At 63.7% G+C, this 18,156-nt stretch carries 15 protein-coding genes and 1 pseudogene; 8 read left to right on the top strand and 8 right to left on the bottom strand.

Going from position 1 to position 18,156, the window contains the following annotated elements:
• The first annotated feature begins 641 nt into the window (after nucleotides 1-641).
• Nucleotides 642-1,967, top strand: a complete 1,326-nt coding sequence (gene nhaA / locus RM2_RS00980; RefSeq protein WP_072686970.1) for a Na+/H+ antiporter NhaA — start codon at nucleotides 642-644, stop codon at nucleotides 1,965-1,967.
• 64 nt (nucleotides 1,968-2,031) lie between these two features.
• Here the strand turns inward: nhaA and RM2_RS00975 are convergent, their stop codons facing one another.
• From RM2_RS00975 to RM2_RS00965, 3 genes are all read right to left on the bottom strand, one after another.
• On the bottom strand, nucleotides 2,032-3,498 hold the full coding sequence (locus tag RM2_RS00975; RefSeq protein ID WP_072687194.1) for an MFS transporter: 1,467 nt from the start codon (nucleotides 3,496-3,498) through the stop codon (nucleotides 2,032-2,034).
• Nucleotides 3,499-3,782: 284 nt separating this feature from the next.
• The gene (locus tag RM2_RS00970) at nucleotides 3,783-4,571 is read right to left on the bottom strand and encodes an ABC transporter permease (protein ID WP_072686969.1); all 789 of its coding nucleotides are present in this window, start codon (nucleotides 4,569-4,571) and stop codon (nucleotides 3,783-3,785) included.
• The gene (locus RM2_RS00965; RefSeq protein WP_072687193.1) at nucleotides 4,561-5,499 is read right to left on the bottom strand and encodes an ABC transporter ATP-binding protein; all 939 of its coding nucleotides are present in this window, start codon (nucleotides 5,497-5,499) and stop codon (nucleotides 4,561-4,563) included. The genes RM2_RS00970 and RM2_RS00965 overlap by 11 nt, the downstream gene beginning before the upstream one ends.
• A gap of 160 nt (nucleotides 5,500-5,659) precedes the next feature.
• Here RM2_RS00965 and RM2_RS00960 point away from each other — a divergent pair, with 160 nt between their 5' ends.
• Nucleotides 5,660-6,637 carry a TIGR00341 family protein gene (locus RM2_RS00960; RefSeq protein WP_373863271.1) on the top strand — a complete coding sequence of 326 codons (978 nt, stop codon included), beginning with the start codon at nucleotides 5,660-5,662 and terminating at the stop codon, nucleotides 6,635-6,637.
• Nucleotides 6,638-6,739: 102 nt separating this feature from the next.
• Here the strand turns inward: RM2_RS00960 and RM2_RS00955 are convergent, their stop codons facing one another.
• The 3 genes from RM2_RS00955 to hutC all read right to left on the bottom strand — a co-directional run bounded on the left by RM2_RS00955 (nucleotide 6,740) and on the right by hutC (nucleotide 9,684).
• A complete protein-coding gene (locus RM2_RS00955; RefSeq protein WP_072686967.1) occupies nucleotides 6,740-7,246 on the bottom strand; it encodes a GNAT family N-acetyltransferase in 507 nt (168 codons plus the stop codon).
• Nucleotides 7,247-7,354: 108 nt separating this feature from the next.
• Nucleotides 7,355-8,824, bottom strand: a complete 1,470-nt coding sequence (locus RM2_RS00950; RefSeq protein ID WP_072686966.1) for a peptide MFS transporter — start codon at nucleotides 8,822-8,824, stop codon at nucleotides 7,355-7,357.
• Nucleotides 8,825-8,925: 101 nt separating this feature from the next.
• Complete coding sequence (hutC, locus tag RM2_RS00945; protein WP_245813681.1) at nucleotides 8,926-9,684, bottom strand: histidine utilization transcriptional repressor HutC; 759 nt, start codon at nucleotides 9,682-9,684, stop codon at nucleotides 8,926-8,928.
• Nucleotides 9,685-10,012: 328 nt separating this feature from the next.
• Here hutC and hutU point away from each other — a divergent pair, with 328 nt between their 5' ends.
• The 3 genes from hutU to hutG all read left to right on the top strand — a co-directional run bounded on the left by hutU (nucleotide 10,013) and on the right by hutG (nucleotide 13,934).
• Entirely contained in the window at nucleotides 10,013-11,689 is a 1,677-nt protein-coding gene (hutU, locus tag RM2_RS00940; protein WP_072686965.1) for a urocanate hydratase, read from the top strand.
• A gap of 62 nt (nucleotides 11,690-11,751) precedes the next feature.
• Nucleotides 11,752-12,975, top strand: coding sequence for an imidazolonepropionase (gene hutI, locus RM2_RS00935; RefSeq protein WP_072686964.1), 1,224 nt, complete (start codon nucleotides 11,752-11,754; stop codon nucleotides 12,973-12,975).
• A complete protein-coding gene (gene hutG, locus RM2_RS00930) occupies nucleotides 12,972-13,934 on the top strand; it encodes a formimidoylglutamase (protein ID WP_072686963.1) in 963 nt (320 codons plus the stop codon). Before hutI ends, hutG begins: the two co-directional genes overlap by 4 nt.
• Before the next feature lie 36 nt (nucleotides 13,935-13,970).
• Here hutG and RM2_RS00925 read toward each other — a convergent pair whose 3' ends face one another.
• A complete protein-coding gene (locus RM2_RS00925) occupies nucleotides 13,971-14,936 on the bottom strand; it encodes an NAD(P)-dependent alcohol dehydrogenase (RefSeq protein ID WP_072686962.1) in 966 nt (321 codons plus the stop codon).
• Nucleotides 14,937-15,215: 279 nt separating this feature from the next.
• Here RM2_RS00925 and cspE point away from each other — a divergent pair, with 279 nt between their 5' ends.
• Nucleotides 15,216-15,419: a transcription antiterminator/RNA stability regulator CspE gene (cspE, locus tag RM2_RS00920; RefSeq protein WP_005244612.1), complete on the top strand. Its 204-nt coding sequence runs from the start codon at nucleotides 15,216-15,218 to the stop codon at nucleotides 15,417-15,419.
• Between the two features lie 130 nt (nucleotides 15,420-15,549).
• Here the strand turns inward: cspE and RM2_RS00915 are convergent, their stop codons facing one another.
• Entirely contained in the window at nucleotides 15,550-15,753 is a 204-nt protein-coding gene (locus RM2_RS00915; RefSeq protein ID WP_084721601.1) for a LysR substrate-binding domain-containing protein, read from the bottom strand.
• On the opposite strand from RM2_RS00915, the pseudogene speB reads away from it, so the two are divergent.
• A pseudogene (speB, locus tag RM2_RS00910) lies at nucleotides 15,709-16,627 on the top strand (agmatinase). The gene RM2_RS00915 and the pseudogene speB sit on opposite strands and share 45 nt — an antisense overlap.
• A gap of 101 nt (nucleotides 16,628-16,728) precedes the next feature.
• Nucleotides 16,729-18,126, top strand: a complete 1,398-nt coding sequence (locus RM2_RS00905; protein ID WP_072686961.1) for a cytochrome P450 — start codon at nucleotides 16,729-16,731, stop codon at nucleotides 18,124-18,126.
• The last annotated feature ends 30 nt before the right edge of the window (nucleotides 18,127-18,156 follow it).

Below are 18,156 nucleotides of genomic sequence, written 5' to 3'. Positions count from 1 at the left end.
GCTCTGCGCGACCGCACCGAGGACTCGGGTCGGAGTCCGGCGATGCACGCAGCGTGCGTACCTGACATCCGACCGACACCCGCTCACCAAGACCTTCGATTTTGGAGGCTCGGGGATGTCGGGTGGGCCGCGATAGAGTGGAGATGCGCGCCGGGAAGTCTGGTCGGCAAATTTCTATGGCCCGAAGGTGGGGGCCTGACGAAATGGGGACCTCGTGATGCGCATCACGGAGCACTCTGTCACAGCCGGTCGGCGACCCTGCTTCCACGCATCGCGATCGATGGTGAGGTGCCGTACATGACTGGGTTTCCTGTAGCCTCACGTGGGATTTTCCACGACACCGTGGACAGCCTTCCCGTCCGCCGGGCGCATCGAGGACGACGGCGCGAGGCACTCACCCAACCACGCACCGGACCGGCCGGGGCGGTTGGTTATGCTGGTCCGGTTGCCTGGTACAGCACGTCCGCCCGGCACTGCTGTCCCGTCTGCTCGTCACACCCACTGCAGACCTGGCGGATGCGGTTGCTACACGGGTTAGACACCCGTAGCCTCCCGCGTTGCGGTCATGTTGCGGTGCCGGGAACACCGACCGGAATCGCAGAACTGGTCGCGTCTATGCCTCCCGCACAGAAAGAATCTTTGTGAGCACTTCGCCAACTGCACGAACTCCCCTGTTCCCTCGCGGATCGTGGGCGGAAGCCTCCCGCATCGGCGAGATCCTGCGCAAGGAGACGGTCGGTGGCGCACTCTTGCTGTTGGCGTCCGTCGCCGCTCTGGTGTGGGCAAACTCCCCGTGGAAAGACGCGTACAGCACCCTCGGGAATTTGACGATCGGCCCCTCCGCGCTGCATCTGGATCTGTCCCTGTCGACGTGGGCGGCGGACGGACTGCTGGCGATCTTCTTCTTCGTCGTGGGCCTGGAACTCAAGCGGGAGTTCGTGGCCGGGGATCTGCGCGATCCGGCGAGGGCGGCGCTGCCGATCGCAGCGGCACTCGGCGGGATGGCACTACCTGCGCTGTTCTTCGTCCTGGTCAACGTTCGCACCGGTGACGGCGCCCTGCAGGGGTGGGCGATTCCGACGGCCACCGATATCGCGTTCGCCCTCGCGGTCCTGGCTGTCATCAGCACCCATCTGCCCTCGACACTGCGTATCTTCCTGCTGACTCTGGCGGTGGTGGACGATCTACTCGCCATCACGATTATCGCCATCTTCTACACCGACGACTTGTCGGTGCTGCCGCTGATGGCAGCACTGGTTCCGTTGGCCGCTTTCGCCTTTGCCGTGCAGTTGAGGATCCGTTCGTGGTGGATATTGCTTCCGCTTGCCGCAGCCACGTGGGCGCTCGTGCATGAGTCCGGCGTACACGCCACCGTCGCGGGCGTGCTCCTGGGCTTCACTGTTCCCGTCATCCGGAGCAAGGCTGCGGGCGGGCCCGATGCTGGGCCGGGGTTGGCTGAGCACTTCGAACACCGGATCCGCCCCCTCTCCGCCGGGTTTGCGGTGCCCGTCTTCGCGTTCTTCGCCGCCGGGGTCACTATTGGCGGGGTCAGCGGGTTACAGGACGCCTTGGTGGACCCGATCACTCTCGGCATCGTCGCTGGCCTTGTACTGGGGAAAACCTTCGGAATCTTCGGCACCACCTTCGTGATGTCCCGATTCACTCGGGCGACACTCGATTCTGGGCTGCGGTGGATCGACATCCTAGGGGTCGCAATGCTGGCCGGGATCGGGTTCACCGTGTCGTTGTTGATCGGGGAGCTTGCCTATGGTGGGGGCGGTGTGCGCGACGACCACGTCAAGATCGGCGTGCTGTTCGGATCGGTGATTGCCGCGATTCTCGCCGCCATCGTGTTGCGGATCCGCAATCGCGCCTACCGGCTGATCGCCGAGCAGGAGACGCTCGACCAGGACCACGACGGAATTCCCGACGTGTACTCCGAGGCCCGAGACAGGGACGCGACCTGAATCGTCCAGGCCGCGCACCATCTCCCCGAGCACGTCGGCGCCGGCCAAGACCAACGCGCGACTATTACACGTTCGCGTATGCCAGCGACGGCATCCGCTGCACTGCGAACTCCGAACGCAGGTAGAACCACCAGGTCACGCCGCCCATCACCAGAAACAGTGCTGCGTAGGCGCTGAACGCGGGCGTCATACTGCCCAAGTGGATATTGGACAGGCGCAGGGCCTGTTGCAGCAGGAATCCACCAAAGGCGCCGACCGCACCGACCACTCCGAGAGCCGCACCTGCCTGCCGCTTCGCCGACGCCGCGGCTTCCGTTGGATCCTGCCCGATCTCTGCGGCCCGCTTCTTGGACTGGGCGCTAAAGATCATAGGAATCATTCGGTAGGTCGAACCGTTGCCGATCCCGGTCAGGATGAACAGAGCCAGGAAGGCAACCAGATAGAGCGGGAAACTGTGCATCTCGAGGGCGACCATGATCAGCGCAATACCTACGGCCTGACTGACGAACACGGTGAACGTAATCCTCGCGCCACCCATTCGGTCCGCAAGCCAGCCACCGAATGGTCTTGTGAACGAGCCCACCAGAGCCCCGAGGAACGCGAGGTTGCCTAGAGCGACGAGCAGTCCGACGTCTTCGAGTTCGGGGAAGTTAGCCTTGATCAGGGTCGGGAAGGCAAACGAGAAGCCGATGAACGACCCGAACGTGCCGACATAGAGGAACGCCATCACCCAGTTGTGCTTGTTGGTCATCGCAAGCTTGTATGACTGACCATCAGGTTTGGCGCTGGTGATGCTGTCCATGAACAGCAGAGCGCCGGCGGCAGCAATCACGATGAATGGCACCCACATCAGTGCAGCCAATGTCAGCCCCAGTCGGTAGCCTTCCGGCGACTTCGAAACGATCGTCGTACCCAGCGCGACCACCAGCGGCAACGCGAGTTGAGTCACCGCGACGCCGAGATTGCCGCCGGCGGCATTGATCCCGAGCGCGGTTCCCTTCTTCCCCTCGGGGAAGAAGAAAGATATGTTCGCCATCGAAGACGAGAAGTTGCCACCTCCGAAGCCGGCCAGAGCGGCCAGCACCACGAACACACCCATCGAGGTGTCGGGGCGGTTGATGAACAACGCCAACCCCAGACACGGAATCAGCAGCATGGATGCACTGAACGCGGTGAACGCACGGCCCCCGAACTTCGGGATCGCGAAGGTGTAGGGCACCCGCAGCGCCGCCCCGACCAGCACCGGCACCGAAGTCAGCAGCAGTGCGTTGTTCAGCGCCTGCGGGCCCTGCATGAACGCGAACCCGGCGTTGCCCATGTTGGTGACGACGATGGTCCAGATGACCCAGACATTGAAACCCAGATGCTCGGAGAACACCGACAGCAGCAGATTCTTCCAGGCCGTCTTCTTGCCGCCGGATACCCAGAATCGCTCATCCTCGGGCTTCCAGTGGTCGAGCCACCGTCCCCGTCTCTGATACTCGAAGTCCGGTACGTCTGTCTTCACGATGGCTTCTGCGGTTGCAGTCATCAGCGGTCCTCTCTGTCTGGCGAGCCGTGCCGTCCCGATCCGGACTTCGTCGACGACGAACGGTGGACACAGTCGAATGGTGGGCGCAGGGGATCTCTGGCGATCGGGACCAAACATAGGAGAGTGGGATTACGTGCCTATGGCACACGATGACACCGCGAACAACTCCCGCTCACGTCGCCGATCTGCGAGGCGTGAGAATTATAGGCCGACCCGGAATTCTCCCCGTGTGCAGGGACGAGACCTGTTCGCCGGATCGGTAAACGCTCGGCCACAACTGTGATTCAGTGCACGTCGAGTCGGTCGAAGGCGTAAACAGTGGCAGCAAATAACGCCAGTGCAACCGCAATCAACACCGCGGCCGAGGACACGCGCAGCCCGTTCTCGAGTTGGCTGTCAGCGACCGCGTAATAGAATAGCGACGCATAACGTGCCGGGCTGATCCAATCCACCACGGGGGCAAGCGAACTGATCAGATAGGAGGCCGCGGCGACAGCCGAGGAGATTCCTAATGCCAACCCGCGGCTTCCGGTCAGCGCACCGACCAGCATGGCAAGCGCGCCGAAGCCGACGCCCAACAGGAGAACACCAAGTGTGATCCCTGCCAGATGCCCGAGGTCGACCGTCAACTCGAAACCACGGCCCAACGTGACCAGTACGGCGGTCGACAGTGCAACCGGGATCCCGATCAGGCAGAGGGCACCGAATTTTTGGCCGACGATTCGGCGCCGAGAGATCGGCATCGCGGCTATGACCCCGAGGGTGCCGTCCTCGTCCTGCCCAGCCAGGCACGACGCCCCGTATCCGATGCCCAGGAGCAGTATCACCAAAGGAAGGAAGTTGGCGTACAGATTGGCGTTGAGCCACCCGGACGAGCTGGTCAACGAGCCGCTGATGCCGAACAGGGCGGCCATCGTGGAGTTTCCTTCGGTGAATTCGTTCAGTCCCGCATCGTCTTTGAAGGCGGGATAGAGCGCGATGATGACGAACGTATATACCGCCATTCCCAGCGCATAGCCGATCAACGATCGTCGACGCAGCCGCAGGTCCAGTCTGACAAGCTCAGTGAGCATCGGTGGCCTCCCCGTGCGGTTCCTGGCGGTAGTAGTTCAGGAACAGCTCGTCGAGGTCGGCGCCGTGGGCGGTCATGTCCACGGGCTCGAGGTCGGCGGCCACTCGCAGCAATGGAGCAATCGGCCCGGTGACTGCGAGGGTGACTCGGCCGTCCAGGTCGGTGACGACTCGAATTCCGTCGAGGCGTGACAGGGCCCGGGTATCGACGTCGTGGTCGAAGCGAAGTTCGACCGTGCGGGGCGCGTTGCGCCGCAGCTGCTCGACGGTGTCGGTGACGACGAGCCGTCCCTCCTTGATGATCGCCACCCGGTCGGCCAGTCGCTGCACCTCGTCGAGTTCGTGCGAGGACAAGAACACCGTGCGACCCTCTGCGACGGTTTCCCGGACCAGACGTACGAATTCCCGCTGGAGCAGGGGGTCGAGCCCCGAGGTCGGCTCGTCGAGGATCAGCAGTTCCGGTTTGTGCATGAAAGCCAGCACCAGACCGATCTTCTGCCGATTGCCTTTGGACAGGGTGCGCACCGGGGCATCGAGTTCGGCACCGAACCGTTCGACCAACTCGTCCCGGTACGACAGATCCGTAAGTCCGCGTATCCGTGCGGCAGCATCGAGATGCCTGCGCCCGGTCAGCAGCGGGTAGAGCGCGACCTCGCCGGGCAGATAGCCCACGCGCCGGTGGATGTGCACACTTTCACGCACGGGATCGTGTCCGAGCACCGTCATGGTTCCGGAGTCGGCCCGATACAAGCCGAGCAGCAGTCGGATCGTGGTCGACTTGCCGGCACCGTTGGGCCCGAGGAACCCGAACACTTCACCTGCACCAATTGTGAAATCGAGGTCGGTCACACCCCGGCGGGACCCGAATCGGCGGGTGAGTCCCGCAACGTCGATGACGGACCCTGACGCCCTCACATCAACTGGACCCATATGGGGATTATTGAACAGTTGTTCACACCAGAACATCACCCCGGCAGGGTGAGTCTTCTGCCGTTGGCGCACCGCAATCGTCGCGTCTGTAATGCGCCGATTCGATCCGACGAGGGTTTACGGTGACGGGAGACCCTCTGGCCCGGCCGAAAGGACCATGATGCTCCTCGCTCTTGTTCCGGACAGTCAACGACGGAGTTTGGCAGAACTCGAGGATCGCCTGGATCTCGACACAGGCGATAGGAGGGCGAAGCGGTCCGGTTTCTGGATCATGCTCACACTCTCCGGGGTGATCGCTGCGGCCGGCGTCGTGGGAGATTCGACTGCGACCGTGATCGGGGCGATGATCATCGCCCCGTTGTCGACACCGATTCTGGGGATCGGTCTCGGCATCGTCACCGGCCGAGGCCGACCGGTGGTCCGCAACATCCTGTACGTTCTGGCTGGCCTCGTTCTGGTCGCGGCCGTGGGTTTCGTCTTCTCACAGGTGCTGCCCAACCCCACGAATGTGCTGACCAACTCACAAGTCACCGGCCGGACCTCGCCGACCTTGAACGATCTCGCGGCTGCGATAGCCACCGGGTTGGCCGGGGCGATCGCCATCACGCGGCGCGATGTCGGTGACGTACTGCCAGGGGTGGCCATCGCGATTTCTCTCGTGCCCCCGCTCGCGGTGATAGGAGTCTGCCTCGGATCGGGCGCACCCTCGCTGGCCGCCGGCGCCCTGGTGCTCTTTGCGTCCAATGTGGTCGCGATGGTGATCACATCGACCGTGGTGTTCGCGGTCGCCGGCTATGCCCGCGAATCCAACTCCACCGCCTCCACTCGACGCGGCCGAATCTACGCCGTACTGGGTGCAGCGTTGGTCGTCGTCGCTATTCCCATGGTCTTGAACTCACTGGCCTCGGTGTGGGCCGACGACATCCGCAACTCGGCCCAAGAATGGTTGGACGACACTCCCGACGCCGTAGTCGGATCTGTCACGTGGCAAGGCAATACCGCCGTCATCGAAGTGCTGGGGCCACGAAACCTACCACCAGTCTCCGACCTCGAACAGTCAGTGGCCGAAGTGGTGCCGTGGGGTCCGAGCATCATCGTCCTGCACGCTGTCGGCGCCCGCATCGAAGGTGGCGGGTAGGGCCCTCCTCGCCGATGCGGCCCCGGTCGCCAACGATCGAGAAGTATCGAGGTGCTCGACCGACGTGCCGAACACGGTTGGTTTCCAGCACTGCGAATTCCGTCAGAGATCGCTCGCTATTCGGCGCTCGAGTAGGATCAAGCTGTACCAAACGGTGCCGAAGTCGCGTCGTCCGACCTCGACGAATCCGGCTCGCGCATAGTAGTCGCGCAGGGCCATGTTGTGTTCAGTGCAGTCCAGACGTAGTAGCGCCGCACCGGCGTTACGGGCTCGTCCGGCGGCCCATTCGAGCAACTGCGAACCAAGTTTTGTACCGGCTTGGGACCGGTCGATGACTAAACCATGCACGTAACCGGAGAATTCTTCCTGGTGGCCCCAGATATCTAGATCCGACCACACGAGACGAAGTGCACCCAGCACGGGCCCACCCGGTTCCCGACTGACAACGTAATACTCGCGTCGTCGTACGTGCTCGAGCACTGTCGACATCGGCATCTCACTGCGGTCCCACTGCCGTATCCCACGCTCGGCGAGCCAGTCCGTTGCGCCGTGCCGCAGAGCCAAGATAGCGGCGGCGTCTTCGTCGCCGGCCAACTCGATATTCAACATGGGTGGTCCCTCACTTCGACGGCCCCCACTTCCGGCCCCCCACTTCGATGCGCCGACACTCGGGCGGCGATGCCTCGCGACTTGGTCTGTCCGGACACCGGTAAGGGTCTACAGCACGCCGCGCATCATCCGGGTGATCCATGGCGCGATCAGTACCGTGATCACTCCGACCGCTACCGAGAAGGCACCGACTGTCGCGAAATAGGGGACCTCGTTGTCGACGTCATAGTACTGCGCCAAGGTGCCGGCTGCAGCGGTGCCGAGGGCTATCGAAAGGTAATACAAGGCAACTGTTTGGGTGTGGAACGCGGTCGGTGCCAGTTTCGAGGCCAGTGACAGTCCGACCGGCGCGATGAGCAGTTCGCCGAAGGTGAGCAACAAGCATATGAAGGCAATGCCTAGAAGCGGAGCACTATTCGGCCCGCCACCGACATACATCAGAAATGCCATGAACGCCAGACCGGTGACAATGGTGCCGGCTGCAAACTTGATCGGGGTAGATGGTTGACGTGGACCTAGCCTGGTCCAGATGGCTGCGAACACTCCCGCGAAGATGATGAGAAACACCGGGGTGATGGACCGCACCCATGCGGCCGGGAACTCCCAACCGAACACGTTGCGGTTGAGGCGCTGGTCTGCATAGATCGCCAGAACAGTGAACTGCTGCTGAAACAACGACCAGAACACTGCGCTGACGATGAACATCGGGATGAACGCGACCATCCGGCTGCGTTCGATCGCAGTGATCTTCTTGCTGGACAAGAAGACTGAAAAATACGCGATGGTCGCCAGCACCGTCAAGACGATCACTACGTCGGAGATGTTGTCGGCAGTAAGCAAATGCGTCACCGACGTCGCCACGATAATGACCACGACGCCCAGGCCAATTGTGTTATACCGCAGCCAATTCGACCTCGGAAGTGGGTTGGCGGCCTTGTCGCCCAATCCCGAAAGCCGCTTGCGGTAGAGCACGTATTGGGTCAGTCCCACGGCCATACCGAGCGCGGCAAGTGCAAATCCGACGCGAAAGCCCGCTACGTCATTGACCAGACCGGTCAGCAGTGGACCGACCAACACGCCGATGTTGAGCCCCATGTAGTAGATCGAGTACCCGGCGTCGCGGCGGCCGTCGCCTGCGGCGTACAGCCCGCCAACCATGGAGGTGGCGTTCGCCTTGACCGCCCCGCTGCCCAGTGCGATCAGAACCAGTCCGACACCGACACCTCCTATGCCGGGCAATGTAGCTAGTGCCACGTGACCGAGAATGACAAGGACAGCGCTGTAGAACAGAGTGCGCTCGGATCCGAGCAGTCGGTCGGCCACCCAGGCGCCGATGATCGTCGAGAAGTACACCGTGCCGCCGTACGCACCGACGATACTCGTGGCCGCCGCCTGGGAAATACCGAGACCGCCATCGGAGACCGGGTAATACAGGTAGTAGATGAGAATGGCGGTCATCCCGTAAAACGAGAACCGTTCCCACATTTCGATACCGAACAGGTTCGCCAGCGCGACCGGCTGCCCCAGGAATCTGCGGCCGGGCGCCTGCTCCTGCTCCGAAACAGAACTGTTTGCCATTGCTAAAGATTACACATCTGCCGAGGTTGGACATCTCGACGAACGCCCCCGACACCTCTCACTGAACATCATCCAAACCGGGACGCGGCAGTGTCAGCACATCAGCGAGTCCCGAACGCCCCTTCGAGACGACTCCGCGAGCCGGGATGCACCAAGCGCGCCGCGCTGACCAGCCCTCTCGACGACCACGTTCGACGCCGGATCACCAAGCACGGCTCGGAGCGCTCGATATGGAGGAGTCGACATTCGTCGGGTGCCGCGAGGATCGCTTCGACAACGTGCTCGCCCCGCGCCAGCGGAGCCTCCACCCCCAGATAGTGATTGGGCGTCTGACGAGTGAAGTCCTGGTCTGGATACCGTGGCACCTCGGCTGGGTTGACGAACCTGTCCTCGACCTGGATCGGCGTCTCGTCCTCGAAGTGCACCATCAGCGAGTGGAACACTTTGCCGCGGAGGGATTCCCGGATGAGAGAGTTCGCAGGATCGACGTCTTCCTCACGAACGTAGACGACTTCGGTTCGGTGGCGGTGACCACGTTGATGGATCTCGTCGGCAATGTTCCTGACCTCGAACAGTGATGAGGCGGACTTTCTGGCCGCCACGAACGTGCCCACACCCATCAGCCGCACCACCATCCCGTCGGCGGCGAGTTCGCGCAGCGCTCGGTTGATGGTCATGCGGGAGAGACCCAACGCATCGACCAGTTGATTCTCCGACGGCAGCTGATCGCCTTCCTGCCAGCGGCCGGCGTTGATCTGCGACACGATCAGGTGCTTGACGCGTTCGTACGCTGGAGCGGACCCCGCCCGCGGCCCGTGGTACAACGCAGCAAGCTCGGCATCGACTGCTCCGATCCGCACCGCTGACCCCCTTTTTTCCGCGATACCGATGGACTTCCGTGCGATCGGCCGCTGCAGTCTAGCGGCCGATCGCACGGATCGGCCGCAATCGCCTGCCCTGCCAGGAGGAGACTTGACATCGACTTGTCTATACAAGACTATACACTCAGGCGATAAATTGAGTGAGCCAGCGCACACTGAGATCAGCACATGGGACAGCACACCCGATTCAGTGCCTGCCAGCTCGTAGCAGAGAGAACCAACGGCCTATGACAGGCGGTCGGCCTCCCGAGATCAACCTCATGCCGGCCAAGACTTTCCCCCATCCACCCCTCAAGGAGTGCACGACATGACCACGACGACATCTTCGGCTTCCGGGCCCCGCCACGTATCGGCCCCCCGCGGAACCAAACTCACGACACTAGGCTGGCAGCAAGAAGGCGCCTTGCGCATGCTGATGAACAACCTTGACCCCGAGGTCGCCGAGCATCCCGACTCGCTGGTTGTCTATGGGGGCAACGGCAAGGCTGCACGTAGCTGGGACGCGTTCGACGCGATGGTTCGGACATTGAAGACGCTGAAGTCCGACGAGACCATGCTGGTGCAGTCCGGCAAGCCGGTCGGCGTCTTCCGCACCAGTGAGTGGGCACCGCGGGTACTCCTCGCGAATTCGAATTTGGTGGGCGACTGGGCGAACTGGGAGGAGTTCCGCAAGCTCGACGCGCTCGGCCTCATCATGTACGGGCAGATGACGGCCGGTTCCTGGATCTACATCGGCACGCAGGGCATCCTGCAGGGCACGTACGAGACGTTCGCTGCGGTCGCCCGCAAGCGCTTCGGTGGATCGCTCGCGGGCACCATCACGCTGACCGCGGGCCTCGGCGGCATGGGCGGCGCCCAACCTCTCGCCGTGACGATGAACGGCGGTGTCGCAATCTGCATCGACTGCGACGTCACCCGCATCGACCGGCGGATCGCACACAAGTACCTCGACACCAAGGCCACCGACGTCCACGACGCCCTCCGTCTCGCGACCGAGGCGCGCGATGCCAAGCGTCCGCTGTCCATCGGACTCGAGGGCAACGCCGCGCACACCCTCCCCGAACTGCTCGCCATGGGCGCCCCGATCGACGTCGTCACTGACCAGACGTCGGCCCACGACCCGCTGGCCTACCTCCCTCTCAAGGTCGATTTCGCCGATATGAAAGCGATGGCAGAGAAGGACCCGGAGAAGTTCACCGAGGACTCCCGCGCATCGATGGCCCGCCACGTTGCCGCAATGGTGGGGTTCCAAGACAAGGGCGCTGAGGTCTTCGACTACGGCAACTCGATCCGCGACGAAGCGCGCATGGCCGGGTACCACCGAGCCTTCGATTTCCCCGGATTCGTGCCCGCCTACATACGTCCGCTCTTCGAGGAGGGCCTGGGACCGTTCCGCTGGGCCGCGCTCTCGGGCGACCCGAAGGATATCGCTGCCACCGACAAAGCGATCCTGGAGTTGTTTCCCGAGAACGAGCCCCTGCGTCGATGGATCACGATGGCTGGCGAGAAGGTGGCATTCCAGGGTCTGCCCGCACGCATCTGCTGGCTCGGTTACGGCGAACGACACAAGGCGGGGCTGAAGTTCAACGAAATGGTCGCGTCCGGTGAGCTCTCCGCACCGGTCGTCATCGGTCGTGACCACCTCGATTCCGGTTCCGTCGCCTCCCCGTACCGCGAAACCGAGTCGATGCTCGACGGCTCCGACGCGATCGCCGACTGGCCACTGCTCAATGCGCTCGTCAACACCGCCTCCGGGGCATCCTGGGTATCCATCCACCAGGGCGGCGGAGTCGGGATGGGACGTTCGATCCACGCCGGTCAGGTGTGCGTTGCGGACGGCACCGACCTGGCCGCCGAGAAATTGGCACGAGTGTTGACGAACGATCCCGGCATGGGCGTCATTCGGCACGTCGACGCCGGATACGACCACGCGATCGACGTCGCACGAGAGCTCGGCGTGCGGGTGCCGATGTCAGAAGGATGACCGCCCGCGCGTAACCACCCGCCCGAATAGCCGGCACTGTCGAACGACTGGAAGGAATTGCAGTGATCGCGAACGCATCCCGCTCCATGGTGCTGACCGGAATCGGCACCCTGGTAACCAACGACCCGACGGTCGGGGACGGTCCGCTCGGGATTATCCGCGATGCAGCCGTCATCTTCGACGGCGGCATGGTGGCCTGGGTCGGCACCGCGGACTCGGCACCGGCCGCGGACTTCGGGTACGAACTCGACGGCCGGGCGGTGCTTCCAGGCTTCGTCGAGAGCCACGCACACCTCGTTTTCGGCGGCGAACGTGCGGAGGAATTTGCGGCACGGATGGCCGGTCAGCCGTATGCGGCCGGCGGCATCCGCAGTACGATCGAGGCAACGCGGAACGCGACCGACGAACAGTTGCAGGCGAATACGAGGCGACTCCTCGGCGAATCGCTTCGGTCGGGAAGTACCACCATCGAATGCAAGACCGGATACGGGCAGACGGTCGCACACGAACTGCGCAGCACCAAGATCGCGGCGTCACTGACGGATGAGGTGACACTGCTCGCCGCTCACGTGCCGCCGCCGGAGTACGCGGGACGTGCCGACGACTACGTCCGGATGGTGTGCGAGGAGATGATCGATGCCTGTGCACCGCAGGCTAAATGGATCGATGTCTTCTGTGAGACGGGTGCGTTCGATCGAGACCAGGCCCACGCCGTTCTGACGGCCGGAATGGCCAGGGGGCTGATCCCCCGCGTCCACGGCAACCAGCTCCGGGAGGGTCCCGGAGTGCAACTGGCCGTGGAACTTGGGGCCGCCTCGGTCGATCACGTCTGCTACACCACGCAGGCCGACATCGACGCCCTGGCAGGGGGTTCGACGGTCGCCACACTGCTGCCGGGTGCAGATTTCTCCACCAGGAACAAGTACCCGGACGCGCGCGCTCTGCTCGACGCGGGCGTCACCGTTGCGCTGGGGGCCGATTGCAATCCCGGCACTAGCTACACCACCAACCTGCCGTTTTGCATCGCAATCGCCGTGCGGGACATGCATATGACCCCCGACGAAGCCATCTGGGCGGCAACCGCCGGTGGCGCCCGCGCACTGCAACGCAAGGACGTCGGGGTCCTGCGTCCCGGGGCGAGAGCCGACGCCCTCGCCCTCGATGCCCCGTCGTACCTGCACCTGGCCTACCGCCCCGGCGTCCCCCTGATCAGCGACGTGTGGCGGGGCGGCGAACATGCCTACTCGACGCACCGCAGCCACGAGAAAGAGAGGGCAGTCCGATGACCGAGAAACCGCTGGAGCCACCACCAGCCTGGACTGGACGGGTGGACGGGACTACGCAGGAACATCTGCGATGGCATCAGGCGGTGACACAGCTGGGCGACGAATCCGGTTCCTGTACCTGCGTTTTCATAGGATTCGCGAGCGACGAGGGTGTGGCGCGGAATATGGGGCGCCGAGGCGCTGCCGCAGGACCCGACGCCTTGCGGGGTGCACTGTCGTCGATGGCAATCGCCGAGCCCGTCAGAGCCTACGACGCCGGCACCGTCGCGGTTACCGACGACCGACTCGAAGCCGGGCAGGAGGCGCTCGGCGAAGCAGTCGCCGCGGCTCTCGACGCCGGCCGATTCCCGGTAGTCCTCGGCGGAGGTCACGAGGTCGCCTACGGGACATACCTCGGGCTGGCACAGTCTTCTGCCCGGGGTCCCGACCTGCGAATCGGAATTCTGAATCTGGACGCCCACTTCGATCTTCGCGCCGATCCGGTCCCCAGTTCGGGTACGCCGTTCCGGCAGATCATCGAACGGGAACGAGAGGCGGGCACGACACTGCAGTACTCTGTTCTCGGCATCAGCCAGCCAAGCAACACCACGGCGTTGTTCGAGACCGCCCGAAGCCTCGGCGTCCACTATCTACTCGACGACGAATGCTCCGTCGCCGACCGCCATCGGGTGGCGGTCTTCGTCAGCGACTTCCTCTCCGAAGCTGATCTCGTCTACCTCACCGTCGACCTCGATGTCCTTCCCGCGAGCGTAGCTCCGGGAGTCAGCGCCCCCGCCGCGTACGGTGTTCCGCTGGAGACGATCCAGTTCGTCTGCGACGCAATAGCGGCGAGCGGAAAATTGGCAGTCTGCGATGTGGCCGAACTCAATCCTGCCTTCGACGTCGACAACCGCACGGCGCGCACCGCCGCCCGGTTGATCCATCGGATCGTCACCAAACGGATTCCGCCGCCGCGCTGAGTTCGCATGCCGCCCCCGGCGCTCCCGGCGCTCCCGCTACACGGTGATGACGACTTTTCCGCGAGCGTGGCCGTCGTGGAGATACCGGATGGCTTCGGGGACGCGGCCGAGGGTGTAGGTCCGGTCGATGACGGGCGTGATGGCATCCGTGGCGAGGAGATCGGCCACGGTCTCGAGATCTTCCTGGTTCGCCATCGCAACGAGTGTTCCGAGTTTCTGGCCGACGAACGGTGACAGCAGCATCGCGCGGAGTTGCCGATCAGTGCCTCCCAGCAGTCGGCCACCCACTTCCGACCCGACGATCACCAATCTGCCCCGCGGCGTGATGGCGCGGCGCAGGTGAGACAGGGAGCGATGGCCGGCGGTGTCCAGAACGAGGTCGTATCGACTGCCGTCGGCGAAGTCCTGGTGGAGGTAGTCGATGACGTCGTCGGCGCCCAGGGCGCGAACCAGGTCCGTCTTGGCGGTGCTGCACACCCCGGTGACTTCCGCCCCGTACGCCTTCGCGATCTGTACCGCGAACGTCCCGACGCCTCCCGCTGCCCCGATGATAAGTACCCGCTGCCCGGATTGGATGTTCCCCGTGTCGCGCAATCCCCGCAGTGCAGTGACGGCCGATGTCGGCACTGCGGCCGCCTGCTCGAAGGTGAGATTCGGCGGCTTAGACACCAGTTTGTCCGAGGTCGTGCGGGCGTATTCGGCAAAGGAGCCCTTGCATACGCCGAATACCTCGTCGCCGGGCGCGAAGCGGGTGACGTTTCTCCCGACTGCCTCGACGTGGCCGGCGGTGTCGGCACCGAGTACCGGTGTCTTGGGTCTGCGGAGACCGAAGCCCATCCGCACCGGATAGGGGCGGCCTGTCATGAGATGCCAGATGCCAGGGTCCAGACCGGCAGCAGCGACGCGAACGAGTATGTCGCGGTCACCGATCTTTGGCTTGTCGATATCCATGAACTGCGACAGATCTGCGGTTCCGTATCGGTCTTGGACTATTGCCTTCACTGGTCACCTATCCGTCTGCGGGGTAAGCGATTCTCACTGCGAACACTAACCATCGAGAGACACATTGTTCACATCAGACACACCTGTGACGCCGCAAATATGAGGGCTACCGAGCCCCGATTCCCCTCCCCCGAGCAACCCGCACGTACTTGCGTCGCTCGACGGTTCATTCGACTCACCGCCGGAAAACGCATCGTCTCGTCCCAGAGATGACAGGATGGAGTTTCCACCGATCGAGGTCTCGATGTGAGATCCCGACAGTTTCAGGGAGAGATCGATATGGCGCAGGGTGTTGTGAAGTGGTTCAACAGCGAGAAAGGCTTCGGTTTCATCGCACCGGACGACGGTAGCGCGGACGTATTCGTCCACTACTCGGAGATCTCCGGCAGCGGCTATAAGTCGCTCGAAGAGAACCAGAGGGTGGAGTTCGAGGTCGGCCAGGGTCAGAAGGGCCCGCAAGCCCAGAATGTCCGGGCCGTCTGACCTATCTCGCTCGAATGTGGGGCCGCATCCCGTCGGGGTGCGGCCCCAGTTCTGCCATCAGGGTCGTCGGCCCCGACAACTGTCTCGAGCGCGCCTCCGTCTGCCGCCGCGCCACTGCTTGACGGCGCGCTCAGCTTCCCATGCTGGTCCGGACGTACTCGCGGAACGTGAGGACCATTTGTTCGCGGGCCCGCCCACGGCGGTAGATCAGGGAAAACGGTGCCTGATAGCCGAACGACGTCGGCAGAATTGCTCGGAGCCGGCCGCGGTCCACCCAGTGCTCCGCGTAGTGCTCTGGCAGGTATCCGATAAAGGCGCCAGACAGCACGAGGATGAGTTCCGCCTCGACAGCGGTGTGTCCTACCGTCCGGGTGCCCGGTTCGGTCCGTCGGCCATCCGTGAGGCCAGTCGGTTGCTGCGCCCCTACAACCCGGCCGTCGATATCTCCCCGTTCGCTGCCATGCAGGTCGCGGACGCCGGTGACGTCGCCTTGAACCCCTACAACATCAACGAGGCCATCGACACCCTGGAAGGCGCCTCGGGCAGGTTCGCGGCCGACGGCGCCAAGCTCGTCTGCATCGGTGGAGACCACACGATCGCACTCCCACTGCTGCGCTCGGTGGCGGCGGTGCACGGACCTGTCGCGCTGCTGCACTTCGACGCGCATCTGGACACGTGGGACACGTATTTTCGGGGCCGAGTACACGCACGGCACCCCCTTCCGCCGGGCGGTCGAGGAGGGCATCGTCGACACCGAGGCACTCAGCCATGTCGGCACCCGAGGCCCGCTGTACGGAAAGAAAGACCTCGAGGACGATCGACGGTTCGGCTTCGGCATCTACACGTCCGCCGACGTGTTTCGCCGTGGAGTGGACGAGATCGTCGATGCTTTGCGTGACCGGGTCGGGAACCGCCCCCTGTACGTCTCGATCGACATCGATGTGCTCGACCCCGCACACGCGCCCGGCACCGGGACGCCCGAGGCTGGCGGCATGACCAGCCGCGAACTGCTCGAAATCCTCCGCGGCCTCCGCGAACTCAACCTCATCGGCGCGGACGTCGTCGAGGTCGCGCCGTCGTACGACCACGCAGAGATCACCAGCGTCGCGGCCTCACACCTCACCTACGAATTCATCTCGTGGTACGCGGGTCTGGCGGAATCGCGGAAGGAGTCGATCGTCGGAGGCGCATCGCGTTCAGCCGAATGACTCGCCCGGCCTGCTGGTACTTGACACCGGTTCGGTATGGCGTACCTTGCGTATCAGACATCGATTCAGCAAATGCAGGCTAACTCGATACGGGGTCGACAATGAGGGTCGAATCAGCGCGCAATGCGGCAGAGGCAAGCATTCCGCATTCGCGCTGGCGAGTCCCCATCCTCGGCGATTTGTTTGGGGTCAGCATCCGCACTCCCCTGCAGAACTCGATGGACGTCGGTAAGCCCCTCGGGCCCATCTTCGAACGCAAGGCGCTCGGCAATCGGTTCGTGTTCGTGTCCGGTGCTGACATGGTCGCCGAACTCTCCGACGATTCCCGGTTCGGCAAACACCTTGCCCCCGGTGTCGCCTCGCTGCGCGAGATCGGCGGCGACGGCCTGTTCACCGCATACGACCACGAGCCGAACTGGGGCAAGGCGCACAATCTCCTCGCCCCGGCCTTCACGAAGTCCGCGATGCGCTCCTACCACCGCACGATGCTCGACGTCGCGGGCGAACTGACGGAGCACTGGGACCAGTTCGTGGACGGTGGGGCTGTGGACGTGTCTTCGGACATGACGAAGGTGACGCTGGAAACCATCGGCCGCACCGGGTTCAGCTACTCGTTCGACTCGTTCAAGCGGGAGCGCCCGCATCCGTTCGTGCAGGCGATGGTGAATGCTCTCGGTCATTCGCAGCGCACCGCCCTCGTGAGGGCGACGGCGCTCGGACGTGTCCTTACCCGGCGGTCGGACCGGCGCAACGTCGCCAACATCGAGTACCTGGCGGAGGTCGTCGACGAGGTGATCCGCAGTCGACGTGACGGTACCGATGCCGGTCCCGAGGACCTCCTCGAACTCATGTTGAGGGCTGCCAGAGAGAATGATTCCAACCGGATCGACGAACTGAACATCCGTCATCAGGTGGTCACCTTTCTGGTCGCGGGGCACGAAACAACCTCCGGCGCATTGTCGTTTGCCCTGTACTACCTGTCACGGCACCCCGACGTCCTCGCGAAGGCGCAGGCCGAGGTGGACGCCGTCTGGGGTGACGAGGCCCCGGCATTCGAGCAGATCGCCAAACTCCGGTATGTGCGGCGCATGCTCGACGAGGCGTTGCGGCTGTGGCCGACCGCTCCCGCATATGGGCGCGAGGCGAAGGTCGACACGACTCTCGTCGGCAAGTATCCGATGAACGTCGGCGACTGGGTCCTCGTGCTCATCCCGTCCCTGCATCGCGATCCCGTATGGGGCGACGATCCCGAGGCGTTCGACCCGGACAATTTCCTCCCCGAGCGCGTCCGAGCCCGTCCTGCGCACGTGTACAAACCATTTGGCACCGGCAAACGCGCGTGCATTGGTCGCCAGTTCGCTCTGCACGAGGCGGTGCTCGTCCTCGGCACGATCCTGCATCGGTATCGCATCGTCGGCAACCCCGACTACCGATTGAAGGTGTCCGAACGGCTGACCCTGATGCCCGAGGGTTTCACGCTGCAATTACGCCGGCGTTGACCGTCGTTCGCGTGCGCCTCGGCGTCCCGC

Origin of the sequence: Rhodococcus marinonascens NBRC 14363 (assembly GCF_001894885.1) — a bacterium.
In the GTDB taxonomy this organism is placed as follows: Bacteria; Actinomycetota; Actinomycetes; order Mycobacteriales; family Mycobacteriaceae; genus Rhodococcus_F; species Rhodococcus_F marinonascens.
Note: the sequence above shows the minus strand (reverse complement) of the source record. Positions and strands in the feature narration are given on the sequence as shown.